Consider the following 25779-nt stretch of genomic DNA (forward strand, 5'->3'; position numbering starts at 1 on the left):
AGGGATCAGCCCTCCGAGGGGGCGAGGCGCTGGAGCTCCGCCTCGGTCGACTTCAGCAGGTCGTTCCAGGACGTCTCGAACTTCTCGACGCCCTCGTCCTCCAGCAGCTGGACCACGTCGTCGTAGGAGATGCCGAGCTTCTCCACGGCGTCCAGGTCGGCGCGGGCCTGCTCGTAGGTGCCGGCGACGGTGTTGCCGGTGATCTCGCCCTTCTCCTCCGTGGCCTGAAGGGTGGCTTCCGGCATGGTGTTGACCGTGTTGGGCGCCACCAGGTCGTCGACGTACAGGGTGGCCTTGTAGGCCGGGTCCTTCACACCGGTCGAGGCCCACAGCGGACGCTGCTTGTTGGCGCCGGCGTTCTCCAGCGCGCTCCAGCGGTCGGAGGACTGTGTCGAATTGTCGGCAGAGCCGAACACCTCCTCGTACGCCTGGTAGGCGAGGCGCGCGTTGGCCACACCGGCCTTGCCGCGGGCGGCCTTGGCCTCGTCGGTGCCGAGCGCGTCGATGCGCTTGTCGATCTCGGTGTCCACGCGGGACACGAAGAACGACGCCACCGACCGGATCTTGGACAGGTCCAGGCCCTTGGCCTTGGCCTTCTCCAGGCCCGCCAGGTAGGCGTCCATGACCTCGCGGTAGCGCTCCAGCGAGAAGATCAGCGTGACGTTGACGCTGATGCCGAGGCCGATGACCTCGGTGATCGCCGGGAGACCCGCCTTGGTGGCCGGGATCTTGATGAGGGTGTTGGGCCGGTCGACGAGCCAGGCCAGCTGCTTGGCCTCGGCGACGGTCGCGCGGGTGTTGTGGGCCAGGCGCGGGTCGACCTCGATGGAGACCCGGCCGTCCTGGCCGTCGGTGGCGTCGAAGACCGGGCGCAGGATGTCGGCGGCGTCCCGGACGTCCGCCGTGGTGATCATGCGGACCGCCTCTTCGACGGTGACCTTGCGGGCGGCGAGGTCGGCGACCTGCCGCTCGTAGCCGTCACCGCCGCTGATCGCCTTCTGGAAGATCGACGGGTTGGTGGTGACACCGACGACGTGCTGCTGGTCGATCAGCTCGGCGAGGTTGCCGGACGTGATGCGCTGGCGCGACAGGTCGTCCAGCCAGATCGCGACGCCTTCCTCGGAGAGGCGCTTCAGTGCGTCTGTCATGGAAAATCAAACTCCTACGTCTCGTATATGAGCGTCAGCGCTGGGTCGCGGCGAGGCCCGTAGTTGAATCAAGCACGGCCCGCGCGACGGCGGCCACGTTCTCGGCAGTGAAGCCGTACTCCCGGAAAAGCACCTTGCCGTCGGCCGAAGCACCGAAGTGCTCCAGGGAAACGATGCGACCCGCGTCCCCGACGTACTTGTGCCAGGTCAGACCGACCCCGGCCTCCACCGCGACCCGCGCCTTGACGGCCGGCGGCAGGACGCTGTCCCGGTACCCCTGGTCCTGCTCCTCGAACCACTCCACGGACGGCATGGACACGACCCGCGTCGGCACCCCGTCGGCCTGGAGCGCCTCACGCGCCTCGACGGCCACATGCACCTCGGAACCCGTGGCGATCAGCACGACCTGCGGCTCGCCGCCCTCGGCCTCGAACAGCACGTAACCACCGCGCGCGGCATCGTCGTTGGCCTCGTACACCGGCACGCCCTGACGGGTCAGCGCGAGACCGTGCGGGGCACCCTTGCCGAACTCCTTGGTCCAGCGCCTCAGGATCTCGCGCCAGGCGATCGCCGTCTCGTTGGCGTCGGCGGGACGCACCACGTTGAGACCGGGGATCGCGCGCAGCGACGCGAGGTGCTCGATCGGCTGGTGCGTCGGGCCGTCCTCACCCAGACCGATGGAGTCGTGCGTCCACACGTACGTCACCGGCAGATGCATCAGCGCCGACAGCCGTACGGCGTTGCGCATGTAGTCGGAGAAGACGAGGAAGGTACCGCCGTAGATCCGGGTGTTGCCGTGCAGCGCGATGCCGTTCATCTCGGCGGCCATGGCGTGCTCACGGATGCCGAAGTGGATCGTGCGGCCGTACGGGTCGGCCTCCGGCAGCGGGTTGTCCGCCGGGAGGAACGACGACGTCTTGTCGATCGTCGTGTTGTTGGAGCCGGCCAGGTCGGCCGAACCGCCCCACAGTTCGGGGATCACGGCACCCAGCGCCTGGAGCACCTTGCCGGACGCGGCGCGCGTGGCGACACCCTTGCCGGGCTCGAAGACCGGGAGCTTCTCCTCCCAGCCGGTGGGCAGCTCGCCCTTGGCGACGCGCTCGAACTCGGCGGCGCGCTCGGGGTTGTTGTCCCGCCACTGCTGGAACGACTTCTCCCACACGGCACGGGCCGCCTGGCCGCGCTCCAGGGCGCCCCGGGTGTGGGCGATGACCTCGTCGGCCACCTCGAAGCTCTGCTCCGGGTCGAAGCCGAGGACGCGCTTGGTGGCCGCGACCTCGTCGTCGCCGAGCGCCGAGCCGTGGGCGGCCTCGGTGTTCTGCGCGTTCGGGGCGGGCCAGGCGATGATCGAGCGCATCGCGATGAAGGACGGCTTGTCCGTGACCGCCTTGGCCTTCTCGATCGCGGCGTAGATGGCGGCCGGGTCGAGGTCCCCGTTCTCCTGGGCCTCGACACGCTGCACATGCCAGCCGTACGCCTCGTACCGCTTGACGGTGTCCTCGGAGACGGCCGTCTCGGTGTCGCCCTCGATCGAGATGTGGTTGTCGTCCCACAGCAGGATCAGATTGCCGAGCTTCTGGTGGCCGGCCATCGAGGACGCCTCGGCGGAGATGCCCTCCTGGAGGCAGCCGTCACCGGCGATGCAGTAGACGAAGTGGTCGAAGGGCGAGGTGCCCTCCGGGGCCTCCGGGTCGAACAGACCGCGCTCGTAGCGGGCGGCCATCGCCATGCCGACGGCGTTGGCGACACCCTGGCCCAGCGGGCCGGTGGTGGTCTCCACGCCCGTGGTGTGGCCGTACTCCGGGTGGCCCGGAGTCTTCGAACCCCACGTACGGAACGACTTCAGGTCGTCCAGCTCCAGGCCGAAACCGGCCAGGTACAGCTGGGTGTAGAGGGTCAGGGACGAGTGGCCGGCGGACAGCACGAAGCGGTCGCGCCCGACCCAGTCGGCGTCCGCCGGGTCGTGCCGCATCACCTTCTGGAAGAGGGTGTAGGCGGCAGGCGCCAGGCTCATCGCCGTACCCGGATGGCCGTTGCCGACCTTCTGTACGGCATCGGCGGCCAGGACACGAGCGGTGTCGACGGCCCGCTGGTCCAACTCGGTCCACTCGAGGTCTGTGGTGGTCGGCTTGGTGCTCACCCTGGGTCAGGGCTCCTCTCCACATGTCACGCATGTCGAATGCCGGTGCATCGGGCGCCGGTCGTGGTCGAGCCTACCCCCGTAAGTACGTGCGTCTTTTCGAGTCATTCCAGACTGCCGGGACTGACGGGGATCCGCCTCCCGACTGGGCAGGAGCGCATTCGGCAACTGAATACGCAGCCGCTCGTCCGAGTGCTCAACCGAGTGCGGACCCGCTCTCCCGGGGCGCCGCTCAACACGACCCGACCCCCGCGGATGTCCGGGTCTGGGCAACGTCTACAGTGGCGTGGTACGCGCGAGCCTTTACCGGGACTTCACACCGGGGGGCTTGCTGGGATGTCTCTGTCAGGGGTGTGCGTGACGGCCGTTGAATCCCGTCCAGCGGATGGGGGCACCGCCCATGCCGTTAAGGCTGTGGGGGAGATCGGGACGAGCCAGAGCCCGAGCCGGCCGATCGGGGCCCGGATCAAGGGTTTCGTGGCGCTTACCAAGCCGCGGATCATCGAGCTGCTGCTCATCACCACCGTTCCGGTGATGTTCCTGGCCGAGCAGGGCGTGCCCGACCTCGGCCTGGTGCTGCTCACCTGCGTCGGCGGCTACCTCTCGGCAGGCGGCGCCAACGCGCTGAACATGTACATCGACCGTGACATCGACGCGCTCATGGACCGCACCTCGCAGCGCCCGCTGGTCACCGGGATGGTCGGCCCGCGCGAGTGCCTGGCCTTCGGCATCGCCCTCGCGGTCGTCTCGACCCTGCTGTTCGGTCTGACCGTCAACTGGCTGAGCGCCTGGCTGTCCCTCGGCGCACTCCTCTTCTACGTCGTCGTCTACACGATGATCCTCAAACGCCGCACCTCGCAGAACATCGTGTGGGGCGGTATCGCGGGCTGTATGCCGGTGCTGATCGGCTGGACGGCCGTGACCAACTCCCTCACCTGGGCCCCGCTGATCCTCTTCATGGTCATCTTCTTCTGGACGCCGCCGCACTACTGGCCGCTGTCCATGAAGGTGAAGGAGGACTACGCGCGCGTGGGCGTCCCGATGCTGCCGGTCATCGCCTCCAACAAGGTGGTCGCCAAGCAGATCGTGATCTACAGCTGGGTGATGGTCGCCGTCTCCCTGCTGCTCACCCCTCTCGGCTACACGGGCTGGTTCTACACCGCGGTCGCCCTCGCGGCGGGCGGCTGGTGGCTGTGGGAGGCGCACGCACTCCAGAACCGCGCGAAGGCGGAGGTGACGGGCGCGAAGCTGAAGGAGATGCGCCTGTTCCACTGGTCGATCACCTATGTGTCGCTGCTGTTCGTCGCCGTGGCCGTCGACCCGTTCCTGCGCTGACGTCCCCGCGCCGACATATGTCACAGGGCCCTGCTCTCGCCAGCTGATCTACCCGTGAGTAGCATCCTGGCCATGGCAGACACGCAGCAGGTTGACGCTCGGGCCGAGCGCAAGGTGGCCAAGCTGGCCAAGCAGATCAACAGCTTCACCAGGTCCCACGGCGGAGCCGAGGCCCAGGTCGCGTACCTCGGACAGCGCGGCGCCCGGATCGTGCTCGTCGGCGAGGACGGCGGCTGGGGCGACCTGGTGGCACCGTCCTACGCGATCGCCGAGCAGGCGGTGGCGAAGGCCGGGGTCACCACCCACGAGGAGTTCGACGGCGAGTTCGCGGCCAAGGTGAAGACCGGCCCGTACGAATGGAGCCGCATGGCCGGCATCCAGGTCGGTGGACCGGGCAACGGCTGAGACCGGCCGGCTTTCGCACGGGGTGTGTGACACCAACACCTGATGCCCCGTTCACCCGTTAGGACGTGTAGGGAGTACACGGTCCAGCAACGGGGAGTCCGGATGATCGAAACGCCGTCCCTCGTGGACCAGTACTGCCACGGCGTACTGAGGACAGAGCTGGGCCTCGGCACCTTCGAGGCCCAGCTGGCCCGCACGGAGGGCCCGCCCGCACCGGGAACCACCCTCTTCGACACCCAGACCGGTTTCGCCGTACGGCGCTGGTGCCCGCCGTTACTCGGCCTGGAACCGCACTGCCCACCCGCCCGGTATCTGGCCCGGCGGCGAGAACTGGGCGTCCTGGAAGCGGGCCGCAGGCTGCTGCGCGGCAGCGGCATCACGACCTATCTGATCGACTCCGGCGTCCCCGGCGACCTCACCAGCCCTGATGAGCTGGCCTCGGCCGCCTCCGCCGAGGCCCGTGAGATCGTGCGCCTCGAACTCCTCGCCGAACAGGTCGCCGACACCTCCGGCACCGTCGAGTCCTTCCTCGCCAACCTCGCCGAATCGGTGCACGGCGCCGCGGCGACCGCGGTCGCCTTCACGTCCGTCGCGGGTGTACGGCACGGTCTCGCGCTCGCGCCGGAGCCGCCCGGGCCCGGGGAGGTGCGGGGCGCGGCGGGGCGCTGGCTCGCGGCCCGCAGGGTCGGCGACGAGCTGACCGACCCGGTCCTGCTGCGGCACCTGCTGTGGATCGCGGTGGCCTCGGGGCTGCCCCTCCAACTGCACGCGGGGCTGGGCGAGCCGGGTCAGCGCATCGACCGTACCGACCCGGTGCTGCTCACGGACTTCGTCCGCGCCACGGCCGGCCTCGGCACCGACCTCATCCTGCTGCACGGCTACCCGTACCACCGTCACGCCGCCCACCTGGCCGGCGTCTTCCCGCACGTCTACGCCGATTCGGGGGCCGCGCTCATCCGCACCGGCGCGCGGGCGGCGACGATCCTCGCCGAGATCCTGGAGCTCGCCCCCTTCGGCAAGATCCTGTTCTCCAGCGGCGCACAGGGCCTGCCAGAACTGCACGTCGTGGGCGCCGGCCTGTTCCGCGAGGCCCTCGCCCGAGTGCTCGGCGGCTGGGTCGCCGAGGGCGCGTGGTCGCTGGGGGACGCGCAACGGGTGGCCGGCATGGTCGCGGCGGGGAACGCGCGCCGGGTGTACGGGCTGGAGTGACCGGATGCGAGGGGCGTGCCGTGCGCGGTGTGCGACTCGTGGGGGTGTACGGCATTCGAGGGGCCGGGGTGCGGCATGCGGGGTGTACGGCACGCGCCTCGCTGCACAGACTGGGCGGATGCAGACCGAGGCGTTGCTCGACCGTTTCCGCACCGCATTGGATCCGCTCGACCCGGTGGCCGTCTGGGCGCACGGCTCCCTCGGCGGTGGCGACTGCCACGAGGGGCGCAGCGACCTGGACCTGATCGCCGTACTGGACGGCCCCCTGCCACTCCGCACGGTCTGGCGGCTGGCGAAGATCCACGCCCGGCTGCGGGCGGAGCCGCTCGCCGCCGAGCTGCAGTGCTCGTACCTGACGCCGGACACCCTCGCCGACACCGGACGGCGCCATCTCACCTGGGCGCACCAGCAGCTGTTCAAGCGGCCGGTCACCCCGGTGACCCGGCGCGAGCTGCACGCCTTCGGACGCGTGCTGCACGGAAGGGCGCCGGCCGGGCTGCTGCCCCCGGAGACGGACCGGGAACTCGCCGACTTCGTCCTGGCCGACCAGCGCGACTACTGGCGGCGGAAGATCGACGACGCCGGGCTGTGGCTCGAGGACAGCTGGGTCGACCTCGGCATGGTCACCTTCGCCCGGGCCGGCGTCACCGTGCGCGAGGGCAGGCTCATCTCCAAGCGGGAGGCGCTGGACCTGCTGCCACGTCTCGGGGCGCCCGCCGAGGTCGTCGACGACATCCGCGTGCGTCGCTACGACGGGGCCGCGCCGCCCGCCGACGGCCGGGCGGCGCGCCGGGCCGGGCCGGGCTGACGCGTGCCTACCTGGGCCCGGCGATCGACGCGCTCGTGGCGTCGTACGACTGAAGGGGCAGGTCGGGCACCGCGACCTCGGGCCGCTCCCGCAGCGCGAGCAGCACCCTCAGCACCGCGATCCAGGTCACGGCCGAGCCGAACATGTGCAGGCCCACCAGGAGCTCCGGCAGGTCGGTGAAGTACTGGACGTAACCGATGGCGCCCTGCGCGAGGAGGACCAGGAAGAGGTCGCGGGTGCGGTGCAGCGGGCCCTTGGGGGCGTCGACCGCCTTGAGGACGAACCAGAGGGCGAACGTCAGTGTGACCACGATCCACGCCAGCACGGCGTGCAGTTTGCTGACGGCCTCCCAGTCGACCGGCATCCGCTCGACCTCGCTGGAGTCGCCCGCGTGCGGGCCCGCACCGGTCACCACCGTGCCGACCAGGATCAGCAGCACCGAGGCCACGATCAGGACCCACACCAGCTGCTGGACCGCCTTGCCGACCAGGGGGCGTGATGGTGCGTCGCCCTCCCGGGTGCGCTGCCACATCACCGTGGCGACCGCGATCAGGGCGGACGTGGCCACGAAGTGGGCCGCGACCGTGTACGGGTTCAGCCCGACCAGGACGACGATGCCGCCGAGCACGGCGTTGCTCATCACGATCCAGAACTGCGCCCAGCCCAGCCGGGTCAGATCGCGCCGGTGGGGCTTGGTGGAACGGGCGGCGATGATCGCCCAGCCGACGGCGGCGCACAGCACGTACGTCAGCATGCGGTTGCCGAACTCGATGGCGCCGTGCAGGCCCATCTCGCTGGTGGCGGTGAGCGAGTCGTCGGTGCACTTGGGCCAGGTCGGGCAGCCGAGCCCGGAACCGGTGAGGCGCACGGCACCACCGGTGACCACGATGAGCACCGACATCACGAGCGCGGCGAGGGCCGCGCGCCGGACCGTCCTCGGGTCGGGGGTCCAGCGAGCGGCGATGAAGGCGAGCGGGTTGCGCACGGCCGCCAGGGCGTCGGCGCGGGTCAGGTTTGGCACGCGCTCTATCGTAGGCGGCTGCTTGTGCACGCTTTCACGAGGGTCGGTGCCGGGCTCACCGGACTACTCCCAGCGGAAGAACCTCCCCGCCGCAGCCAGCCCCAGGACCGCCCAGACGGACAGGATCCCCAGGTCGCCCCAGGGCATCCCCGCGCCGTGCTGGAGCACGTCCCGCAGTCCGTCGGAGAGCGCCGAGATGGGCAGCAGGCCGAGGACGTCCTGTGCCGCGGCCGGGAACTTGTCCAGCGGGACGATCACCCCGCCGCCGACCAGCAGCAGCAGAAAGACCAGGTTGGCGGCGGCCAGCGTGGCCTCGGCCTTCAGCGTGCCGGCCATCAGCAGGCCGAGCCCGGAGAAGGCGGCCGTCCCGACGATCAGCAGGAGGACGACGGCCACCGGGTTGCCGTGCGGCGACCAGCCCAGCGCGAAGGCGATCACCGTCAGCAGCGCGATCTGGAGGATCTCGGTGACCAGCACGGACACCGTCTTCGCCGTCATCAGGGCCCAGCGCGGCAGCGGGGAGACGGCCAGTCGCTTCAGCACGCCGTACCGTCGCTCGAAGCCCGTGGCGATCGCCTGCCCCGTGAACGCCGTCGACATCACGGCGAGCGCGAGGATGCCGGGGGTGAGGAAGTCGACCGCCTCGCCTGCGCCGGTGTCGACGATGTCCACCGAGCTGAACAGGACCAGCAGCAGGGTGGGGATCACCACCGTCAGCAGCAGCTGCTCGCCGTTGCGCAGCAGCATCTTCGTCTCCAGCGCCGCCTGGGCCGCGATCATGCGGGGGAGCGGCGCCGCGCCCGGCCGGGGGGTGTAGGTGCCGGTGGTCGTCACGAACGCAGCTCCTTGCCTGTGAGCTCCAAAAAGACGTCCTCCAACGTGTGCCGCTCCACCGAGATCCGGTCCGGCATCACCCCGTGCTGCGCGCACCAGGACGTCACCGTGGCGAGCAGCTGCGGGTCGACCTTGCCGACGACCCGGTACGAGCCCGGCGTCAGCTCCGCCGCCGTGCAGTCGGCCGGCAGGGCCTTCAGCAGGGAGCCCACGTCCAGGCCCGGGCGGCCGATGAAGCGGAGCGTGTTCTCCGCACCGCCGCGGCACAGCTCCTCGGGGGAGCCCTGGGCGATGACCCGGCCCCCGTCGATGATCGCGACGTCGTCGGCGAGCTGCTCGGCCTCGTCCATGTAGTGGGTCGTGAGGATCACGGAGACGCCGTCGGCCCGTAGGTCCCGGATCAGCTCCCAGGTGGCCCGGCGGGCCTGCGGGTCGAGCCCGGCCGTCGGCTCGTCCAGGAACACCAGCTCCGGGCGGCCGACGACGGCCATGGCGAGCGCGAGGCGCTGCTGCTGGCCGCCGGACAGCCGGCGGTAGGTGGTCCGGCCGCAGCCGCCGAGGCCGAGCCGCTCGATCAGGGCGTCGACGTCCAGCGGATCGGCGTGCAGCTTGGCGACATGGCGCAGCATCTCGTCCGCCCGCGCGCCCGAGTAGACGCCGCCGGACTGGAGCATCACGCCGATCCGGGGCCGCAGCTCCCGGGACTGCCTCACCGGGTCGAGCCCCAGGACGTGCACCGTGCCGGAGTCCGGCTTGCGGTATCCCTCGCAGGTCTCGACGGTCGTCGTCTTGCCCGCGCCGTTGGGTCCGAGTACGGCGGTGACGCCCGCCCGGGCCGTCAGGTCGAGGCCGTCCACCGCGGTCTTGTCGCCGTACCGCTTCACCAGGGACCGGACCTGGACCACGGGCTCACTTCGCATGGCTCCAGAGTCTAGGTACGCCCTCGCTCCCCCGAACGGCCGGGTTCACATCTCCTGCGCGCGAGGCCGGTGCGTCTGCAACCAGCGGACCGCGTACGCCACCGCGTCCGCAACCGGGAACAGCCGTGCGTCGGCCGCGCCCACCTTGCCCCGCAGAACGGGGCGGTCCCGCTCGAAGTCGTGCCCCAGTTCGTCGAACCGCTCCGAGGTGATCGACACCTCGGTCACCACCTCCCAGCCCGCGGGCCCCGGCCGGCCCACCTTCACCAGCGGCGACGGGATCCGGTACTCGGCGAGGTGGAAGCTGGTGCAGGTGTCGTAGCCGGCGCCGAGCAGCAGCACGCGCGCGTGGAGTGCCTCCAGCCGGGCCAGGGGGCTGCGCTCGCCGAGGCGGCAGTCGGGATCGTGGCCTGCGACGATCTCGCCCGCGCGCGGGCCGACGGCGGCGAAGGACGTCTGCGGATGCGCGCTGCGCAGGGCGCCCGGCCAGGTCCGCACGGTCTCGGGGACGACACCGACCCCGCGCGTGGGCGTGACGGCGGGGTCGTACGCGGGCATGGTCGCCCGGATGGTCTCCCACCACTCCTCGGGCACGGGCGGGTCGCCCCAGACCGCCGGGTCCGACAGCTCGCTGCTCTGGCTCGGGACCACCAGCGTCCCGTCCGGACCAAGGGCGTCGAGGAGTCCCTGGACGACCGCGACGGGGCCTCCGCAGACCCAGCCGAGGGAGCTGAGCGAGGAGTGCACCAGGAGGGTTTCACCGGTTCGGACGCCCAGCTCGCGGATTTGTGCTGCGAGGGTGTCCCGGGTGACAAGAGGGCCGGTCGGAGGGGGTGTGGACATGGTTGCGCAGTCTTGCGGACGAGCTCTCGCGGCGCCACCGAATTGATCGATCAAAGATCGTTTCCGCAGGTCAGATTAGGTATGCCTAAGTGACGCAGGGCACCGTCGCCGCGGCCGGACGCCGCTTGCCTGGCTTTGAGGAATTACGCAACAATGGCGTTGTGAAAAACGTCGGCGAGGCTCGGGAGACCCCCATGGGAACCCCTCAGGAGGAGCTCGCGGCTGGGATGCGCTCGGATCGTTCGACGCGCAACCGGGTCGCGCGGTCCATCCTGGACCACGGCCCGTCGACCGTCGCCGAGCTGGCGGGCCGGCTGGGTCTCACCCAGGCCGCCGTACGCAGGCATCTGGACGCGCTGGTCGCCGACGATGTCGTGGAGGCCAAGGAACAGCGGGTGTACGGCACGCGCACGCGCGGCCGTCCCGCCAAGGTCTTCGCGCTCACCGACTGCGGCCGTGACGCCTTCGACCAGTCGTACGACAAGCTCGCCGTGGACGCCCTGCAGTGGATCGCCGAGCGCGAGGGCGGGCAGGAGGCGGTCGCCGCCTTCGCCCGGGCCCGTATCGCCGCCCAGGCGCGCGCGTACCGCAAGGCGATCGAGGCCGTCAGCCCCGACGAGCGCACCGAAGCCCTGGCCAAGGCCCTGAGCGCCGACGGGTACGCTGCAACGGCGCGCAGCGCACCCCTCCCTCAAAAAGGCGAGCAGCTCTGCCAGCACCACTGCCCGGTCGCCCATGTCGCGGAGCAGTTCCCGCAGCTGTGCGAGGCGGAGACGGAGATCTTCGCCGAGCTCCTCGGAACACACGTCCAGCGGCTGGCGACCATCGCGCACGGCGACGGCGTCTGCACGACGTTCATCCCAAAGATTTCCCATACCAGTCACAACGCATCTGCAAGCACGGCCGGGAGGAACCCCGCATGACTCTCCCCATCGAGGAGACTGCCCACCCTGAGCTCGAGGGCCTGGGTAAGTACGAATACGGCTGGGCCGACTCCGACGAAGCCGGCGCCTCTGCGAAGCGCGGTCTGAGCGAGGACGTCGTCCGTGACATCTCCGCGAAGAAGAGCGAGCCGGAGTGGATGACCAAGCTCCGTCTCAAGGGTCTGCGGCTGTTCGACAAGAAGCCCATGCCGAACTGGGGCTCGGACCTCTCCGGCATCGACTTCGACAACATCAAGTACTTCGTGCGCTCCACGGAGAAGCAGGCGGCGTCCTGGGAGGACCTGCCCGAGGACATCAAGAACACGTACGACAAGCTCGGCATCCCCGAGGCGGAGAAGCAGCGCCTCGTGGCCGGTGTCGCGGCCCAGTACGAGTCCGAGGTCGTCTACCACCAGATCCGCGAGGACCTGGAGGAGCAGGGCGTCATCTTCCTCGACACCGACACGGCCCTGAAGGAGCACCCGGAGCTCTTCAAGGAGTACTTCGGGACCGTCATCCCGGTCGGTGACAACAAGTTCGCCTCCCTGAACACCGCCGTGTGGTCGGGTGGCTCCTTCATCTACGTGCCGAAGGGCGTGCACGTCGAGATCCCGCTCCAGGCCTACTTCCGGATCAACACCGAGAACATGGGCCAGTTCGAGCGGACGCTGATCATCGTCGACGAGGACGCCTACGTCCACTACGTCGAGGGCTGCACCGCGCCGATCTACAAGTCGGACTCCCTGCACTCCGCGGTGGTCGAGATCATCGTGAAGAAGGGCGCCCGCTGCCGCTACACGACCATTCAGAACTGGTCGAACAACGTCTACAACCTGGTCACCAAGCGCGCCGTCGCCTACGAGGGCGCGACCATGGAATGGGTCGACGGCAACATCGGCTCCAAGGTGACGATGAAGTACCCGGCCGTCTACCTGATGGGCGAGCACGCCAAGGGCGAGACCCTGTCGATCGCCTTCGCGGGCGAGGGCCAGCACCAGGACGCCGGCGCGAAGATGGTCCACATGGCGCCGAACACGTCGTCCAACATCGTCTCGAAGTCCGTCGCGCGCGGCGGTGGCCGTACGTCCTACCGCGGTCTGATCGAGATCGGCGAGGGCGCCCCGGGTGCGAAGTCCAACGTGCTCTGTGACGCTCTGCTCGTCGACACGATCTCGCGTTCGGACACCTACCCGTACGTCGACGTCCGCGAGGACGACGTCTCCATGGGCCACGAGGCGACCGTCTCCAAGGTCTCCGAGGACCAGCTCTTCTACCTGATGAGCCGTGGTCTGAGCGAGGACGAGGCGATGGCGATGATCGTGCGCGGCTTCGTCGAGCCGATCGCCAAGGAGCTGCCGATGGAGTACGCCCTCGAGCTCAACCGGCTGATCGAGCTGCAGATGGAAGGCGCGGTCGGCTAAGGCCCGTCATCCGGTTCAGCAGCAGGCGGCCCGCCCCAGCGGCGGGCCGAAGATCGCAAACGTAGGAAGAGAGCAGACCGACAGCCATGGCTGAGGCTCAAAACATCCCGGTGGGCAGCACCACCGCCGGCTCGATCGCGGTGGCCGCCGAGTCGACCGTCGCCACGCGCATGAGCGCGCCCCCGTCCTTCGACGTGGCGGACTTCCCGGTCCCGCACGGCCGTGAGGAGGAGTGGCGGTTCACCCCGCTGGAGCGCCTGCGCGGTCTTCACGACGGCACCGCCGTCGCGAACGGCGAGGGCGTGAAGGTCACGGTGGAGGCGCCCGAGGGCGTCACCGTCGAGACCGTCGGCCGCGACGACGCCCGGATCGGCAAGGCGGGCACCCCGGTGGACCGTGTCGCCGCCCAGGCGTACTCCGCGTTCGAGAAGGCCGGTGTGATCACCGTCCCCAAGGAGACGGTCCTCACCGAGCCGGTCCGCATCGCCGTGCACGGCGAGGGCGGCACCGCCTACGCCCACCAGGTCATCGAGCTGGGCGCGTTCGCCGAGGCCGTCGTCGTCATCGACCACACCGGTGACGCCGTGCTCGCCGCCAACGTCGACTACATCCTCGGTGACGGCGCCAAGCTGACCGTCGTCTCCGTCCAGGACTGGGACGACAAGGCCGTCCACGTGGCCCAGCACAACGCCCTGGTCGGCCGGGACGCCTCCTTCAAGTCCGTGGTCGTCACCTTCGGCGGTGACGTCGTGCGTCTGCACCCGCGCGTCTCCTACGCCGGCACCGGCGGCGAGGCCGAGCTGTTCGGCCTCTACTTCACCGACGCGGGCCAGCACCAGGAGCACCGCCTCCTGGTCGACCACAACACCCCGCACTGCAAGTCGAACGTCGTCTACAAGGGCGCGCTCCAGGGCGACGACGCGCACGCCGTGTGGATCGGTGACGTGCTGATCGAGGCCAAGGCCGAGGGCACCGACACCTACGAGATGAACCGGAACCTGGTTCTGACCGACGGCGCCCGCGTCGACTCCGTGCCGAACCTGGAGATCGAGACCGGCGAGATCGTCGGCGCCGGCCACGCCTCCGCGACCGGCCGCTTCGACGACGAGCAGCTCTTCTATCTGATGGCCCGCGGCATCCCGGAGCACGAGGCCCGCCGCCTCGTCGTCCGTGGCTTCTTCGCCGAGCTGGTCCAGCAGATCGGTGTCGACGACATCGAGGAGCGCCTCATCGCGAAGATCGAAGAGGAGCTGGAGGCGTCGGTCGCATGACCACCTTCGTACGCGCGTGCGCACTGAGCGAGCTGGAGGAGGACACCCCCAAGCGGGTGGAACTCGACGGCACGCCGGTGTCCCTCGTGCACACCGAGGGCGAGGTCTTCGCGATCCACGACATCTGCTCCCACGCGAACGTCTCGCTCTCCGAGGGCGAGGTGGAGGACTGCCAGATCGAGTGCTGGCTGCACGGTTCCGCGTTCGACCTCCGCACCGGCAAGCCGTCCGGCCTACCCGCGACGCGCCCCGTCCCCGTATACCCCGTAAAGATCGAAGGGGGCAGCGTCCTTGTTGACGTACACGCCTCCCTCACCCAGGAGTCCTGAGGCACCCATGGCAACGCTTGAAATCCGAGACCTGCACGTCACCGTCGAGGCCGACAACGCCACGAAGGAGATCCTCAAGGGCGTCGACCTCACCGTGAAGCAGGGCGAGACGCACGCCATCATGGGCCCCAACGGCTCGGGCAAGTCGACCCTCGCCTACTCCCTCGCCGGTCACCCGAAGTACACGATCATTTCCGGCACCGTCACCCTCGACGGCGAGGACGTCCTGGAGATGTCCGTCGACGAGCGCGCCCGCGCGGGCCTGTTCCTGGCGATGCAGTACCCGGTCGAGGTCCCCGGCGTCTCCGTCTCCAACTTCCTGCGCACCTCCGCCACCGCCATCCGCGGCGAGGCCCCCAAGCTGCGCACCTGGGTGAAGGAGGTCAAGGAGGCCATGGAGCGCCTCAACATGGACCCCTCCTTCGCCGAGCGCAACGTCAACGAGGGCTTCTCCGGCGGTGAGAAGAAGCGCCACGAGATCCTTCAGCTGGAGCTGCTCAAGCCGAAGGTCGCGATCCTCGACGAGACCGACTCCGGCCTGGACGTCGACGCCCTGCGCGTCGTCTCCGAGGGCGTGAACCGGGTCCGTGAGACCGGCGAGGTCGGCACCCTGCTGATCACCCACTACACGCGCATCCTGCGCTACATCAAGCCCGACCACGTCCACGTGTTCGCCAACGGCCGTATCGCCGAGTCCGGCGGGGCCGAGCTCGCGGACCAGCTGGAGGCCGAGGGCTACGACAAGTACGTGAAGGGTGGCGCATCCGCGTGACACAGCTGCCGGGCCTCCTCGACACCGAGGCGCTCCGCAAGGACTTCCCGATCCTGGACCGCGTCGTCCACGACGGCAGGAAGCTCGTGTACCTGGACAACGCGGCGACCTCGCAGACGCCGCGCCAGGTGCTCGACGTGCTCTCCGAGTACTACGAGCAGCACAACGCCAACGTCCACCGTGGCGTGCACGTCCTCGCCGAGGAGGCCACGGCGCTGTACGAGGGCGCGCGCGACAAGGTCGCGGAGTTCATCAACGCGCCCTCGCGCGACGAGGTGATCTTCACCAAGAACGCCTCGGAGTCGCTCAACCTCGTGGCGAACATGCTCGGCTGGGCCGACGAGCCCTACCGGGTGGACTCGGACACCGAGATCGTCATCACGGAGATGGAGCACCACTCCAACATCGTGCCGTGGCAGCTGCTCGCGCAGCGCACGGGCGCGAAGCTGAAGTGGTTCGGCCTCACCGACGACGGCCGCCTCGACCTGTCCGACATCGACGAGGTCATCACGGAGAAGACGAAGATCGTCTCCTTCGTGCTGGTGTCCAACATCCTCGGCACCCACAACCCGGTCGAGGCCATAGTGCGCCGCGCGCAGGAGGTCGGTGCGCTGGTCTGCATCGACGCCTCGCAGGCGGCTCCCCACATGCCACTGGACGTGCAGTCCCTCCAGGCCGACTTCGTGGCCTTCACCGGCCACAAGATGTGCGGCCCGACCGGCATCGGCGTGCTCTGGGGCCGCCAGGAGCTGCTGGAGGACCTGCCTCCGTTCCTCGGCGGCGGCGAGATGATCGAGACGGTGTCGATGCACTCGTCGACGTACGCTCCCGCTCCGCACAAGTTCGAGGCGGGCACGCCCCCGATCTCCCAGGCGATCGGCCTGGGCGCGGCGATCGACTACCTCAACTCGATCGGCATGGACAAGATCCTCGCCCATGAGCACGCCCTCACCGAGTACGCGGTGAAGCGGTTCGCGGAGGTCCCCGACCTGCGGATCATCGGCCCCACCACGGCCGAGGACCGAGGTGCCGCGATCTCCTTCACCCTCGGCGACATCCACCCGCACGATGTGGGCCAGGTCCTCGACGAGCAGGGCATCGCGGTCCGGGTCGGCCACCACTGCGCCCGCCCGGTCTGCCTGCGCTACGGAATTCCTGCGACCACGCGAGCGTCGTTCTATCTGTACTCCACGCCGGCCGAGATCGACGCTCTGGTGGACGGCCTGGAGCACGTACGGAACTTCTTCGGCTGACGGGACGGGACGAGCGATCGCATGAAGCTGGATTCGATGTACCAGGAAGTCATCCTGGACCACTACAAGAACCCGCACGGGCGGGGCTTGCGGGATGGCGACGCCGAGGTGCACCACGTGAACCCGACGTGCGGCGACGAGATCACCCTGCGTGTGAAGTACGACGGTACGAAGATCGAGGACGTCTCGTACGAGGGCCAGGGCTGTTCCATCAGCCAGGCGAGCGCGTCCGTACTGAACGAACTCCTCGTCGGCAAGGACCTCTCCGAGGCGCAGAAGATCCAGGAGACCTTCCTGGAGCTGATGCAGTCCAAGGGGAAGATCGAGCCGGACGACGCGATGGAGGAGGTCCTGGAGGACGCGGTCGCGTTCGCCGGGGTCTCCAAGTACCCGGCCCGGGTCAAGTGCGCCCTCCTCAGCTGGATGGCGTGGAAGGACGCGACGGCCCAGGTGCTGGGCGGAGCCGACGCCGAAAGGAAGACGGCATGAGTGACACCGTGGAGATGAAGCCGGCCTCGGAGGAAGAGGTCCGAGAGGCGCTGTACGACGTCGTCGACCCCGAGCTGGGCATCGACGTCGTCAACCTCGGCCTGATCTACGGCATCCACATCGACGACGCGAACATCGCGACGCTCGACATGACCCTGACCTCCGCGGCCTGTCCGCTGACGGACGTCATCGAGGACCAGGCCAAGTCCGCCACGGACGGTCTCGTCAGCGAGCTGCGCATCAACTGGGTGTGGATGCCGCCGTGGGGCCCGGACAAGATCACGGACGACGGCCGTGAGCAGCTTCGGGCGCTGGGCTTCAACGTCTGAGCCGCATCAGCCACAGATACGAACGGCGAGGTCCATCGGACCTCGCCGTTCGTGCTCACGTGCAGATGTTCCGAGCCCTGTCGGCCAAAGGGTGAACGCGCGCCGGCGGCAGGGCGGCATCATGACCGGGGTCGCGCCACGGCGCACAGCTCACCCACCGACAGGAGCCTCCGGATCATGGTCCACCGCGTCCCCCGTGCCCTCTGCCGCGCGCTGGCGGCCACAGCCCTGTGCGGCGCTCTCACCCTGGCGTCGGGCGGATGTACGGGGTCCGACGAGAAGGGCACCGGTGCGCCGGGCCGCACCACCGCCCCGCCGAAGGTGACGCTGCCCGAGCCGGGTGTCGGCTTCGACTACCAGATCGGCGGCTCCTACCCGCCCCCGGCCGGCGTACGGGCGGTCTCCCGCGACCGCGCCGCGAAACCGGCGCCGGGTCTCTACAACATCTGCTATGTCAACGCCTTCCAGGCCCAGCCCGACACCGAGGACTGGTGGCGCTCGCACCACCCCGGCCTGCTGCTCCGCGACGACGAGGGCGCGCTGGTGATCGACCGGGACTGGGACGAGGCCGTGCTGGACATCTCGACACCCGCCAAGCGCGGTCAGCTCGCCGAGGTCGTGGGGGAGTGGATCGACGACTGCGCCACAGCCGGCTACCAGGCGGTCGAGGCCGACAACCTCGACTCGCACGAGCGGTCCGACGGACTGCTGAGCGCCGAGGACAACGTGGCCTTCGGCAGGATGCTCGCCGCCCGGGCCCATGCCGCCGGTCTGGCGATCGGCCAGAAGAACGCCGCCGGACTCGCCGGGCAGGGGCGGAGCCTCGGCTTCGACTTCGCGGTCGCCGAGGAATGCGGACAGTACGACGAGTGCGACGCCTACGCGGACGCCTACGACGATCGGGTGTTCGTCATCGAGTACCGCGCGGCCGGCCTCGCCACCGCCTGTAAGGGATGGGGTGAACGGCTGTCGATCGTCCTGCGCGACCTGGACGTCGTACCCGAGAGGGAATCCGAGTACCGCCGTCGGACGTGCTGATCCGGGACCTGCGATCGACGCAGGCATTCGAATGCAGGGGCTTTATGTACGGGCGTACGTAACGTTGTGTACGCTCGTACATATGGGATACCTGCTGCTCGCCGGAGCCATTGCCGCCGAGGTGGCCGCCACCACCGCCATGAAGTACAGCGACGGATTCAGCAGGCTCGTGCCGTCGCTGCTGACCGCCGTCGGATACCTCCTCTCCTTCACACTGCTCGCCCAGACCCTCAGGACCGTCGCCGTGGGCACGGCCTACGCGATCTGGGCCGGAGTGGGTACCGCGGCCATCGCCACCATCGGGATCGTCTTCCTCGGGGAGGGGATGACGGTCACCAAGGCCGCCGGCATCGCGCTGATCATCGTCGGCGTGGTGGTGCTGAACCTGGGCGGTGCGCACTGATGGCCCGCCGCTACGACCCCGAGCGACGTCAGCGGATCATCGACGCGGCGATCCGGGTCGTCGGGGAGAAGGGCATCGCGGGGCTGAGCCACCGTACGGTCGCCGCGGAGGCGGATGTGCCGCTCGGCTCCACGACGTACCACTTCAAGACTCTCGACGATCTGCTGGTCGCCGCGCTGCGCCAGGCCAACGAGGGCTTCGCCAAGGTGATCGCCGCGCACGGCGCCGCGGCGGACCCGCACACCGACCTGGCCGCTCAACTCGCGGGCTGGATGGGCGAGTGGCTCGCCGGCGACCGCACCGGGGTGGAGCTGGAGTACGAGCTCTACCTGGCCGCCCTGCGCCGCCCCGCCCTGCGCCCGGTGGCCGCCGAGTGGGCCCAGGACCTGGCCGACCGCCTGTCCCACCGCACGGACCCCGTGACCGCGCGGGCGCTGGTCGCGCTGATGGACGGGATCTGCTTGCAGGTGCTGCTGACGGAGGTGCCGTACGACGAGGGGTATGCGCGGGAGGTGCTGCGGCGGGTGATCGCGTGAGGTACGGGTGGACCGGACCCTGAGACGGTGTCGCCGCCGGTTGGCCCGGGTGGCCCCCCGCCGGTTAGGTTGCCCTCATGACCGACACGACTACTCCCCGCACCACCGGCGCCGTGGCCGCCGGCCTTGCCACGATCGCTGCGGACGGCACTGTTCTCGACACCTGGTTCCCCGCGCCCGAGCTCGTCGCCGAGCCGGGCCCCTCCGGCAGCGAGCGGCTGTCGGCCGAGCAGGCCGCCCAGCTGCTCGGCGGTGGCGCCACCGCGGCGGTCGGGCCGGACGCCCGCCGGGGCGTCGAGGTCGTCGCGGTCCGCACGGTCATCGCCTCGCTCGACGAGAAGCCGATCGACGCGCACGACGTCTATCTCCGTCTGCACCTGCTCTCCCACCGCCTGGTCAAGCCGCACGGCCTGAGCCTGGAGGGCCAGTTCGGTTTCCTCGCCAACGTCGCCTGGACCTCCCTCGGCCCGGTCGCCGTCGACGACGTCGAGAAGGTCCGCCTGAACGCCCGCGCCGAGGGCCTGCACCTCCAGGTGACCTCGATCGACAAGTTCCCGCGCATGACGGACTACGTGGCGCCGAAGGGCGTGCGCATCGCCGACGCCGACCGGGTCCGCCTGGGCGCGCACCTCGCCGAGGGCACCACGGTCATGCACGAGGGCTTCGTCAACTTCAACGCCGGCACGCTCGGCACGTCGATGGTCGAGGGCCGTATCTCCGCGGGTGTCGTCGTCGGCGACGGTTCCGACATCGGGGGCGGTGCCTCCACCATGGGCACGCTGTCCGGCGGCGGCAACGTGATCATCACCATCGGCGAGCGCTGCCTGATCGGCGCCGAGGCGGGCGTCGGCATCGCGCTGGGCGACGAGTGCGTCGTCGAGGCGGGCTTGTACGTCACCGCGGGCACCCGCGTGACCATGCCCGACGGGCAGATCGTCAAGGCCCGCGAGCTCTCCGGCGCCTCCAACATCCTCTTCCGCCGCAACTCGGTCACCGGCACGGTGGAGGCCCGCCCGAACAACGCGGTGTGGGGTGGCCTGAACGACATCCTGCACAGCCACAACTGACGCACCTGCTCTTCGTCGAGCGCCCTTCCGCGGCCCCAGGGCGGCCCGGGAGGGCGCTCGTGCGTGTGCGCCGGCGGCCGAGGGATCGACGGCCCCGCGACCGGACCGCCAAAGTCGGCGCGGACGCGCTCTCGTACGGGTTACTCGGCGTGACCTCCGGGTGGTTCAGGCAGATGAACGGGTGGACGCAGTTTCCGATCACATGCCGAACCGACGAAATGAGGGCCGATGGTGGATCGAGGGAAGATGAGCGAGCGGACGCGGAGCGTGCTGCGGTTGGTGGTCGGGGTGGTGACCGTGGCGGGGGCGTGCTGGTTGCCGGCCGGGCAGGCGTACGCGGATGAGACGAACACGGCATCGCACAACGGGCCGCGCATCGGGCTGGTCAACCTCGGTCAGGTGGACGACCCCATGGAGGATGTGCTGGAGCACTTCCTGCTCGTCGGTGACGGGTATTCCTGGGGCTGAGGGCTGACAGCGGAGAACGGCGGGGGCCGCAGGTGATGGGTGGGGCTCGTATCGCGCCTGAGTGCGGTACGAGCCCCACTCAGGCTTTCCCGGTCCCGGCGCGCGTGGCGAGCCCGCCGCCCGGCCCGTAGCGGGCCGATCAGCGCGACATGAAGTCCTGGTGGGCGGCCAGCAGTTGTTCGACCGCCTCGCGGCCTGCGGGCCGCAGCGGTGTGCGGACCGGGCCGGCGGGGAGACCGAGTGCGTGGAGGAGCGCCTTGGCGGTGACGGCGCCCGGCAGCCCTGCCGCCATCATCAACTCGATGAGGGGCGTGGCGCGTTGCTGGAGGCGGGCGGACGCGGCGGTGTCACCCGCGTCGAAGGTGTCCAGCACGGAACGCAGGTGGCGGGGGATCACGTTCGCGACCGTGCTGATGTACCCGGCGCCGCCCACGGCGTACAGGGCGAGATTGTGCTCGTCGCAGCCCGCGTAGTACGCCAACTCCGTGCGGGCGAGGACCTTCTGCGCGGCCAGGAAGTCGTAGGAACAGTCCTTCACCGCCACGATCCTGGGGTGCTCGGCGAGACGGATCAGGGTCTGAGGCTCCACGCGGGTGCCGGTCCGGCCCGGGATGTCGTAGAGCACGAGGGGCAGTCCGGTCGCGTCGGCGATGTCGCGGAAGTGTGCCTCGACGGCGTCCTGCGGGGGCCTGCTGTAGTAAGGCGAGACCACCAACAGGCCGTCGGCGCCCGCCTTTTCGGCCGCCAGGGCCAGCTCCACGGTGTGCCGGGTGTCGAAGGTGCCCACACCCGCGACGACCGACGCCCGGTCACCCACTGCTTCCCGGACGGCCCTGATCAGATCCGACTTCTCCGCGTCCGTCGTGGTCGGCGACTCGCCGGTCGTGCCCGAGAGCACCAGGCCGTCGCAGCCCTCACCCACCAACAGGTCGGCCAGATGCTGGGCGCCGTCGAGGTCGAGCGACCCCACGTCGGTGAAGGGCGTGATCATGGCGCACAGGGCGCGGCCGAAGGGCGGGGCGGGGGTGGGCGGCGTGGCGGCGGTCGTCATGGGAACAGTCTCGGCCGGACCATTTCGTAGCTCCACTTAATTTTTCTACGACGTATTCGTAAGTGATGGTGAGGGGTTCGGCTTGTCTGCGGCATTGTTCGCTGTGCCCGAACTCCGTGCCGAGGACGTGCTGTTGCGGGGCCGGCCTCGACAGGTCCCGGGCAACGGTCGGCCGGCCGGGTGAACCGGGGGCCGGTGGCGGACGGCAGGGGTAGTGGGGGCCGGTCCGGGTACCCGGGAGGTCCGAACCGAGAGGAGGCGGACACCGTGACCGGGAACACGGCCCCCGAACCGGCGCCCCAAGGGCACCACTCGGTGGGCGAACTCGTAGGGCAGGCGGGCGAACAGCTCTCCCGGCTCGTACGGCAGGAAGTCGCCCTCGCCAAGGAGGAACTGGCCGAGAAGGGGCGGCGCGCCGGTCGCGGCGGTGGCCTGCTGGGTGCGGCGGGCGCCGTCGCCTACGCCGGTCTGCTGTTCCTGGCCGTGGCCGCCACCGCCGCCCTCTCCCTGACGTTGGCCGTGTGGGCCGCTGCGTTGATCGTGACCGGGGTGCTGTTCGCGCTGGCCGCCCTGTTGGCGGCGACCGGCCGCACCCAGTTGCGTCAGGCCGCGCCCCCGGCGCCGGAAGAGGCGCTCGGCAACGTCAGGGCGGATGTCGAGGAGATCAAGGAAAGGGCCCATCGATGACGCAGAAGAAGGCGGGGGACAAGAGCGCCGCGCAGGCCGCGAAGAAGGCTGCCGCCGCGGGCAGGACCGCCACCGGCAAGGCCACCTCAACGGGTAAGGCCGCGACAGGCAAGGCCACCTCCGCGGGCAAGACCGCGGCAGGCACGGCCTCCTCCGCCGGGAAGTCGGCGGCGCAGAAGGCCGGCGGTGGGGCCAAGGGGCCCGAGGAGCTGCGCCGGCAGATCGAGCGGACGCGCGGTGAACTCGGCGAGACAGTCGCGGAGTTGGCCGGGAAGGCGGATGTGAAGGGCCGCGCCATGGCCCGCGCCGCCGACCTCAGGGACAAGGCGGGCGCGATGACCGTGCAACTGCGCAGCAGCGCGGCCCAGGCGGGCCACGCCGTGCAGGAGCGGGCGGCACGCGCCGGGCACGTCGTCCAGGACCGGGCGGCACAGGCTGGGCACACGATGCAGGACCGGGCATCGCAGGCCGGGCACACCGTCCAGGACAGGGCGACGCACGCCGGTCACGTGGTCGAGCACCGTGTGCCTCGCCCCGTCCGCACGGCGGTCCAGGCCGGGCTGCGGCACCCCCGGCCGGTCCTGATCGTCGGAGCGGCGGTCGGAGCGGCGGTCGCCGCGGGGGTGCTGCGGCGCCGACACCACTAGGAACGCACCCATCACAGCCTCTGTCGTGGGTCTGTGGGTACGCGGCGCGGAACCGGACGACGGTTCCGCGCCGCCGTCGCGTTCGGGCATGGCTCGCCGCCACGACAAGTCACTTGACCTCAAGTCCACTTGAGGTCAGAGGGTGATCAGTACACGCGCCGCACACAGCGCACGCGCCGCACACAGCGCACGCGCCGCACACAGCGCACGCGCCGCACACAGCGCACGCGCACGCAGCGTCCGCCGCGCGGGCGTCGCACACAGCGCCCGTATCGATCACCCGAAGGAGCCCGCCATGACCCGCCGCACCGACGCCCACCCCGACCTGACCCGTCCCGAGATCGGTGCCTCCCTCTTCAGCACCTGGCGCGTGGGCACCTCCCTGCGGCAGAAGCAGACCGTCGAGGCCATCGCCGGCACCTGGCAGCGCCGCCCCTGGCCCGCCGCGAACCTGCTCGGCTACCACGTCTACACCGGCGAGGACGCCTCCACCCTGCTCCACTACTCGCAGTGGAGCGGCGAGCAGGCCTACGAAGCCTTCGTCAAGACGCATCGGCAGGAGCGCGTCGACGAGATCGACATCGCCGTGCCGGGCATCGAGCGGGTGGGGCTGGGCCGCTACCGGCACTACCGCAGCGGCAGCCGGGACGGCGACACCCGCGTCCCAGGCAGCATCGTGGTCGTCGACATCGAGTTCGAGGGGCCCGACCCGGACCGTCAGCGTGCCTGGGTCGACGCCGTCTTCGAGGCGCTGGAGAGCGAGCCGGACCCCCACCCCGGCGGCATCTCCGCCCACTTCCACCTGAGCACCGACGGCACCCGCGTCCTCAACTACGCCGAGTGGGAGAGCGCCGAAGCCCACGCCGCGGCCCTTGCCGCCCCGGGCAACGGTGTCGGCTCGGCGACCGAGCTGTGGGAGCGCGTGCAGACCTGGCCGGGACTGAAGGGGAGCACGGTCAGCCGGTACGAGCACGCGCTCGGCCTCGTCCCCGGGTGAGCCTCATCCCCCGCACACCGACCCTGCACCGAAAGTTCCAACCGTCTGGACAAAAAAAGTTTTCGGTGAGACGGTGGACGCATGCTGGACGTCACCGTGATCGAGGACCCCGAGGCCGCAGCCGTCTCCCTGGACCCCACCAGGGCCCGGCTGCTCGCCGAACTGGCGGCCGGCCCCGCGTCGGCCGCCATGCTGGCCGGCAAGGTCGGGCTGCCCAGGCAGAAGGTGAACTACCACCTGAAGGCGCTGGAGCGGCACGGCCTGGTCGAGCTGGCCGGTGAGCGCCGCAAGGGCAATGTCACCGAGCGGCTGATGCAGGCGACCGCCGCGTCGTACGTGATCTCACCGCTCGCACTCGCCTCCGTGCAGCCGGATCCGGACCGCTTCCGCGACCAGCTCTCGGCCCGCTGGCTGCTCGCGCTCGGTGCCCGGCTCGTCCGGGACGTCGGCTCGCTGATCACGGGCGCGGCGAAGGCCCGCAAGAGGCTGGCGACGTACGCGCTGGACGGCGAGGTCCGCTTCGCCTCGGCCGCCGAACGGGCCGCCTTCATCCAGGAGTTGACGGCCGGCGTCACCGCGCTCATCGGCAAGTACGACGCGCCCGGGGCCGAGGGCGGGCGGGATCACCGGATCGTGGTCGCAGTCCACCCCACGGTCAAGCACCAGAACCCTGAACTCGACAGTCGGTAAGCAGGAGCCCACCATGTCCAAGGAATTCGAGATCGTCCGTGAGTTCGAAGTCGACGCCTCGCCGGAGGAGGTGTGGGAGGCCGTCACCCAGGGGACCGCCGCGTATCTGTGGCCGATGGATCCCCCCGAGCCGCGTGTCGGCGGCGCCGCGGCCTTCGGCTCCGAGGTCACCGCCTGGGATCCGCCGAACCACCTCACCGTCCGCAGCGAGGACGTCGGATTCCCGACCCAGTCGGTCAACCAGCTGGAGCACGTCATCGAGGCGCGCGACGGCGGCAAGCGTGCCTGGGTCCGCTATGTGCACAGCGGGATCTTCACCGACGACTGGGACACCCAGTACGACGGCGCCGCCAAGCACACCGACTTCTATCTGCACACCCTGCGCGAGTACCTGACGCACTTCGCGCCCAGCCCGGTGACCTTCGCCCAGCTCGAAGGGCCGCAGGCGAGCCAGGCGCCGGACGCCTTCGCCGCCGTCCGAGCGGCGCTCGGGCTCGGCGGCGACGACGCGAGCGGCGCGCGGGTGACCGTACGGGGACCGGAGGTCTTCGACGCCGTACTCGACTACCGCAACCCGTACTTCATCGGGCTGCGCACCGACACCGCGCTCATCCGTCTCTTCGGGCGCAACCACTGGGGCGCCCCGGTCGGCATCAGCATCCACGACTTCGCGCCGGACGCCGACGCCGAGGCGGCCGAGGCGGCCTGGCAGGGCTGGCTGAACGGAGTGTTCAGCCGGCCCTGA

Annotated in this window: 29 protein-coding genes; 22 read left to right on the top strand and 7 right to left on the bottom strand. The window is 70.1% G+C overall.

Translation table 11 applies throughout. The features are described from left to right. Nucleotides 1-5: 5 nt before the first annotated feature. Both tal and tkt read right to left on the bottom strand, forming a co-directional pair. On the bottom strand, nt 6-1148 hold the full coding sequence (tal, locus tag ACHBTE_RS25535; protein ID WP_394726409.1) for a transaldolase: 1143 nt from the start codon (nt 1146-1148) through the stop codon (nt 6-8). Between the two features lie 34 nt (nt 1149-1182). Continuing rightward, nucleotides 1183-3288, bottom strand: coding sequence for a transketolase (tkt, locus tag ACHBTE_RS25540; RefSeq protein ID WP_394726410.1), 2106 nt, complete (start codon nt 3286-3288; stop codon nt 1183-1185). A gap of 351 nt (nt 3289-3639) precedes the next feature. Here tkt and ACHBTE_RS25545 point away from each other — a divergent pair, with 351 nt between their 5' ends. From ACHBTE_RS25545 to ACHBTE_RS25560, 4 genes are all read left to right on the top strand, one after another. Then, nucleotides 3640-4623 carry a heme o synthase gene (locus tag ACHBTE_RS25545; RefSeq protein ID WP_394726452.1) on the top strand — a complete coding sequence of 328 codons (984 nt, stop codon included), beginning with the start codon at nt 3640-3642 and terminating at the stop codon, nt 4621-4623. A gap of 72 nt (nt 4624-4695) precedes the next feature. Continuing rightward, the gene (locus ACHBTE_RS25550; protein WP_394726411.1) at nt 4696-5028 is read left to right on the top strand and encodes a hypothetical protein; all 333 of its coding nucleotides are present in this window, start codon (nt 4696-4698) and stop codon (nt 5026-5028) included. A 102-nt stretch (nt 5029-5130) separates the two neighbouring features. Further along, nucleotides 5131-6237, top strand: coding sequence for an amidohydrolase family protein (locus ACHBTE_RS25555; protein WP_394726412.1), 1107 nt, complete (start codon nt 5131-5133; stop codon nt 6235-6237). Between the two features lie 118 nt (nt 6238-6355). Further along, nucleotides 6356-7045 carry a nucleotidyltransferase gene (locus ACHBTE_RS25560; RefSeq protein WP_394726413.1) on the top strand — a complete coding sequence of 230 codons (690 nt, stop codon included), beginning with the start codon at nt 6356-6358 and terminating at the stop codon, nt 7043-7045. A gap of 7 nt (nt 7046-7052) precedes the next feature. On the opposite strand, the gene ACHBTE_RS25565 is transcribed toward ACHBTE_RS25560, so the two are convergent. The 4 genes from ACHBTE_RS25565 to ACHBTE_RS25580 form a co-directional block, all read right to left on the bottom strand. Further along, nucleotides 7053-8066 carry a heme A synthase gene (locus ACHBTE_RS25565; protein WP_394726414.1) on the bottom strand — a complete coding sequence of 338 codons (1014 nt, stop codon included), beginning with the start codon at nt 8064-8066 and terminating at the stop codon, nt 7053-7055. Between the two features lie 63 nt (nt 8067-8129). Then, the gene (locus ACHBTE_RS25570; RefSeq protein WP_394726453.1) at nt 8130-8846 is read right to left on the bottom strand and encodes an ABC transporter permease; all 717 of its coding nucleotides are present in this window, start codon (nt 8844-8846) and stop codon (nt 8130-8132) included. Between the two features lie 50 nt (nt 8847-8896). Then, nucleotides 8897-9820, bottom strand: coding sequence for an ABC transporter ATP-binding protein (locus ACHBTE_RS25575; RefSeq protein WP_394726415.1), 924 nt, complete (start codon nt 9818-9820; stop codon nt 8897-8899). A 45-nt stretch (nt 9821-9865) separates the two neighbouring features. Beyond that, nucleotides 9866-10663, bottom strand: a complete 798-nt coding sequence (locus tag ACHBTE_RS25580) for an aminoglycoside N(3)-acetyltransferase (RefSeq protein ID WP_394726416.1) — start codon at nt 10661-10663, stop codon at nt 9866-9868. Nucleotides 10664-10824: 161 nt separating this feature from the next. Here ACHBTE_RS25580 and ACHBTE_RS25585 point away from each other — a divergent pair, with 161 nt between their 5' ends. The 13 genes from ACHBTE_RS25585 (at nt 10825) to ACHBTE_RS25645 (ending at nt 20962) form a co-directional block, all read left to right on the top strand. After that, nucleotides 10825-11586: a helix-turn-helix transcriptional regulator gene (locus ACHBTE_RS25585; RefSeq protein WP_394726417.1), complete on the top strand. Its 762-nt coding sequence runs from the start codon at nt 10825-10827 to the stop codon at nt 11584-11586. Next, nucleotides 11583-13007: a Fe-S cluster assembly protein SufB gene (gene sufB / locus ACHBTE_RS25590; protein WP_394726418.1), complete on the top strand. Its 1425-nt coding sequence runs from the start codon at nt 11583-11585 to the stop codon at nt 13005-13007. The genes ACHBTE_RS25585 and sufB overlap by 4 nt, the downstream gene beginning before the upstream one ends. 86 nt (nt 13008-13093) lie before the next feature. Beyond that, the gene (gene sufD / locus ACHBTE_RS25595; protein ID WP_394726419.1) at nt 13094-14278 is read left to right on the top strand and encodes a Fe-S cluster assembly protein SufD; all 1185 of its coding nucleotides are present in this window, start codon (nt 13094-13096) and stop codon (nt 14276-14278) included. Further along, complete coding sequence (locus tag ACHBTE_RS25600; protein WP_125523988.1) at nt 14275-14607, top strand: bifunctional 3-phenylpropionate/cinnamic acid dioxygenase ferredoxin subunit; 333 nt, start codon at nt 14275-14277, stop codon at nt 14605-14607. Before sufD ends, ACHBTE_RS25600 begins: the two co-directional genes overlap by 4 nt. Before the next feature lie 7 nt (nt 14608-14614). Next, complete coding sequence (gene sufC, locus ACHBTE_RS25605) at nt 14615-15379, top strand: Fe-S cluster assembly ATPase SufC (RefSeq protein ID WP_394726420.1); 765 nt, start codon at nt 14615-14617, stop codon at nt 15377-15379. Further along, a complete protein-coding gene (locus ACHBTE_RS25610) occupies nt 15376-16632 on the top strand; it encodes a cysteine desulfurase (protein WP_394726421.1) in 1257 nt (418 codons plus the stop codon). The genes sufC and ACHBTE_RS25610 overlap by 4 nt, the downstream gene beginning before the upstream one ends. Before the next feature lie 21 nt (nt 16633-16653). Next, entirely contained in the window at nt 16654-17121 is a 468-nt protein-coding gene (sufU, locus tag ACHBTE_RS25615) for a Fe-S cluster assembly sulfur transfer protein SufU (RefSeq protein WP_394726422.1), read from the top strand. Further along, nucleotides 17118-17450, top strand: a complete 333-nt coding sequence (locus ACHBTE_RS25620) for a metal-sulfur cluster assembly factor (protein WP_057618336.1) — start codon at nt 17118-17120, stop codon at nt 17448-17450. The genes sufU and ACHBTE_RS25620 overlap by 4 nt, the downstream gene beginning before the upstream one ends. Before the next feature lie 177 nt (nt 17451-17627). Next, nucleotides 17628-18488 (top strand): endo alpha-1,4 polygalactosaminidase, encoded by an 861-nt coding sequence (locus ACHBTE_RS25625; RefSeq protein ID WP_394726423.1) that lies wholly within the window; start codon nt 17628-17630, stop codon nt 18486-18488. Nucleotides 18489-18570: 82 nt separating this feature from the next. Further along, nucleotides 18571-18891 carry a DMT family transporter gene (locus ACHBTE_RS25630; protein ID WP_394726424.1) on the top strand — a complete coding sequence of 107 codons (321 nt, stop codon included), beginning with the start codon at nt 18571-18573 and terminating at the stop codon, nt 18889-18891. Then, the gene (locus ACHBTE_RS25635) at nt 18891-19427 is read left to right on the top strand and encodes a TetR/AcrR family transcriptional regulator (protein ID WP_394726425.1); all 537 of its coding nucleotides are present in this window, start codon (nt 18891-18893) and stop codon (nt 19425-19427) included. The genes ACHBTE_RS25630 and ACHBTE_RS25635 overlap by 1 nt, the downstream gene beginning before the upstream one ends. 77 nt (nt 19428-19504) lie before the next feature. Further along, entirely contained in the window at nt 19505-20494 is a 990-nt protein-coding gene (dapD, locus tag ACHBTE_RS25640; RefSeq protein WP_394726426.1) for a 2,3,4,5-tetrahydropyridine-2,6-dicarboxylate N-succinyltransferase, read from the top strand. A gap of 246 nt (nt 20495-20740) precedes the next feature. Then, nucleotides 20741-20962, top strand: coding sequence for a hypothetical protein (locus ACHBTE_RS25645; protein ID WP_394726427.1), 222 nt, complete (start codon nt 20741-20743; stop codon nt 20960-20962). A gap of 139 nt (nt 20963-21101) precedes the next feature. On the opposite strand, the gene dapA is transcribed toward ACHBTE_RS25645, so the two are convergent. Then, nucleotides 21102-22013, bottom strand: coding sequence for a 4-hydroxy-tetrahydrodipicolinate synthase (dapA, locus tag ACHBTE_RS25650; RefSeq protein WP_394726428.1), 912 nt, complete (start codon nt 22011-22013; stop codon nt 21102-21104). Nucleotides 22014-22280: 267 nt separating this feature from the next. Between dapA and ACHBTE_RS25655 the strand changes: the two genes are divergently transcribed. From ACHBTE_RS25655 to ACHBTE_RS25675, 5 genes are all read left to right on the top strand, one after another. Beyond that, nucleotides 22281-22700 (top strand): phage holin family protein, encoded by a 420-nt coding sequence (locus ACHBTE_RS25655; protein WP_394726429.1) that lies wholly within the window; start codon nt 22281-22283, stop codon nt 22698-22700. 209 nt (nt 22701-22909) lie between these two features. Next, a complete protein-coding gene (locus tag ACHBTE_RS25660; protein WP_394726454.1) occupies nt 22910-23347 on the top strand; it encodes a DUF3618 domain-containing protein in 438 nt (145 codons plus the stop codon). A gap of 295 nt (nt 23348-23642) precedes the next feature. After that, entirely contained in the window at nt 23643-24344 is a 702-nt protein-coding gene (locus ACHBTE_RS25665; protein WP_394726430.1) for an antibiotic biosynthesis monooxygenase, read from the top strand. Between the two features lie 81 nt (nt 24345-24425). Further along, nucleotides 24426-25034 (top strand): ArsR/SmtB family transcription factor, encoded by a 609-nt coding sequence (locus tag ACHBTE_RS25670; protein ID WP_394726431.1) that lies wholly within the window; start codon nt 24426-24428, stop codon nt 25032-25034. 13 nt (nt 25035-25047) lie between these two features. Next, nucleotides 25048-25779, top strand: coding sequence for an SRPBCC domain-containing protein (locus ACHBTE_RS25675; protein WP_394726432.1), 732 nt, complete (start codon nt 25048-25050; stop codon nt 25777-25779).

The organism is Streptomyces sp. M41, assembly GCF_043673425.1.
GTDB lineage: Bacteria > Actinomycetota > Actinomycetes > Streptomycetales > Streptomycetaceae > Streptomyces.

Coding starts and splice junctions, on each gene's coding strand:
- ACHBTE_RS25620 (WP_057618336.1), top strand. CDS start 17,118: ATGAGTGACACCGTGGAGATGAAGCCGGCCTCGGAGGAAGAGGTCCGA.
- ACHBTE_RS25645 (WP_394726427.1), top strand. CDS start 20,741: ATGAGCGAGCGGACGCGGAGCGTGCTGCGGTTGGTGGTCGGGGTGGTG.
- tal (WP_394726409.1), bottom strand. CDS start 1,148: ATGACAGACGCACTGAAGCGCCTCTCCGAGGAAGGCGTCGCGATCTGG.
- ACHBTE_RS25675 (WP_394726432.1), top strand. CDS start 25,048: ATGTCCAAGGAATTCGAGATCGTCCGTGAGTTCGAAGTCGACGCCTCG.
- ACHBTE_RS25665 (WP_394726430.1), top strand. CDS start 23,643: ATGACCCGCCGCACCGACGCCCACCCCGACCTGACCCGTCCCGAGATC.
- ACHBTE_RS25580 (WP_394726416.1), bottom strand. CDS start 10,663: ATGTCCACACCCCCTCCGACCGGCCCTCTTGTCACCCGGGACACCCTC.
- sufU (WP_394726422.1), top strand. CDS start 16,654: ATGAAGCTGGATTCGATGTACCAGGAAGTCATCCTGGACCACTACAAG.
- ACHBTE_RS25555 (WP_394726412.1), top strand. CDS start 5,131: ATGATCGAAACGCCGTCCCTCGTGGACCAGTACTGCCACGGCGTACTG.
- ACHBTE_RS25575 (WP_394726415.1), bottom strand. CDS start 9,820: ATGCGAAGTGAGCCCGTGGTCCAGGTCCGGTCCCTGGTGAAGCGGTAC.
- ACHBTE_RS25550 (WP_394726411.1), top strand. CDS start 4,696: ATGGCAGACACGCAGCAGGTTGACGCTCGGGCCGAGCGCAAGGTGGCC.
- ACHBTE_RS25630 (WP_394726424.1), top strand. CDS start 18,571: ATGGGATACCTGCTGCTCGCCGGAGCCATTGCCGCCGAGGTGGCCGCC.
- ACHBTE_RS25560 (WP_394726413.1), top strand. CDS start 6,356: ATGCAGACCGAGGCGTTGCTCGACCGTTTCCGCACCGCATTGGATCCG.
- dapA (WP_394726428.1), bottom strand. CDS start 22,013: ATGACGACCGCCGCCACGCCGCCCACCCCCGCCCCGCCCTTCGGCCGC.
- sufC (WP_394726420.1), top strand. CDS start 14,615: ATGGCAACGCTTGAAATCCGAGACCTGCACGTCACCGTCGAGGCCGAC.
- ACHBTE_RS25635 (WP_394726425.1), top strand. CDS start 18,891: ATGGCCCGCCGCTACGACCCCGAGCGACGTCAGCGGATCATCGACGCG.
- ACHBTE_RS25625 (WP_394726423.1), top strand. CDS start 17,628: ATGGTCCACCGCGTCCCCCGTGCCCTCTGCCGCGCGCTGGCGGCCACA.
- ACHBTE_RS25570 (WP_394726453.1), bottom strand. CDS start 8,846: ATGATCGCGGCCCAGGCGGCGCTGGAGACGAAGATGCTGCTGCGCAAC.
- sufD (WP_394726419.1), top strand. CDS start 13,094: ATGGCTGAGGCTCAAAACATCCCGGTGGGCAGCACCACCGCCGGCTCG.
- dapD (WP_394726426.1), top strand. CDS start 19,505: ATGACCGACACGACTACTCCCCGCACCACCGGCGCCGTGGCCGCCGGC.
- ACHBTE_RS25670 (WP_394726431.1), top strand. CDS start 24,426: ATGCTGGACGTCACCGTGATCGAGGACCCCGAGGCCGCAGCCGTCTCC.
- sufB (WP_394726418.1), top strand. CDS start 11,583: ATGACTCTCCCCATCGAGGAGACTGCCCACCCTGAGCTCGAGGGCCTG.
- ACHBTE_RS25600 (WP_125523988.1), top strand. CDS start 14,275: ATGACCACCTTCGTACGCGCGTGCGCACTGAGCGAGCTGGAGGAGGAC.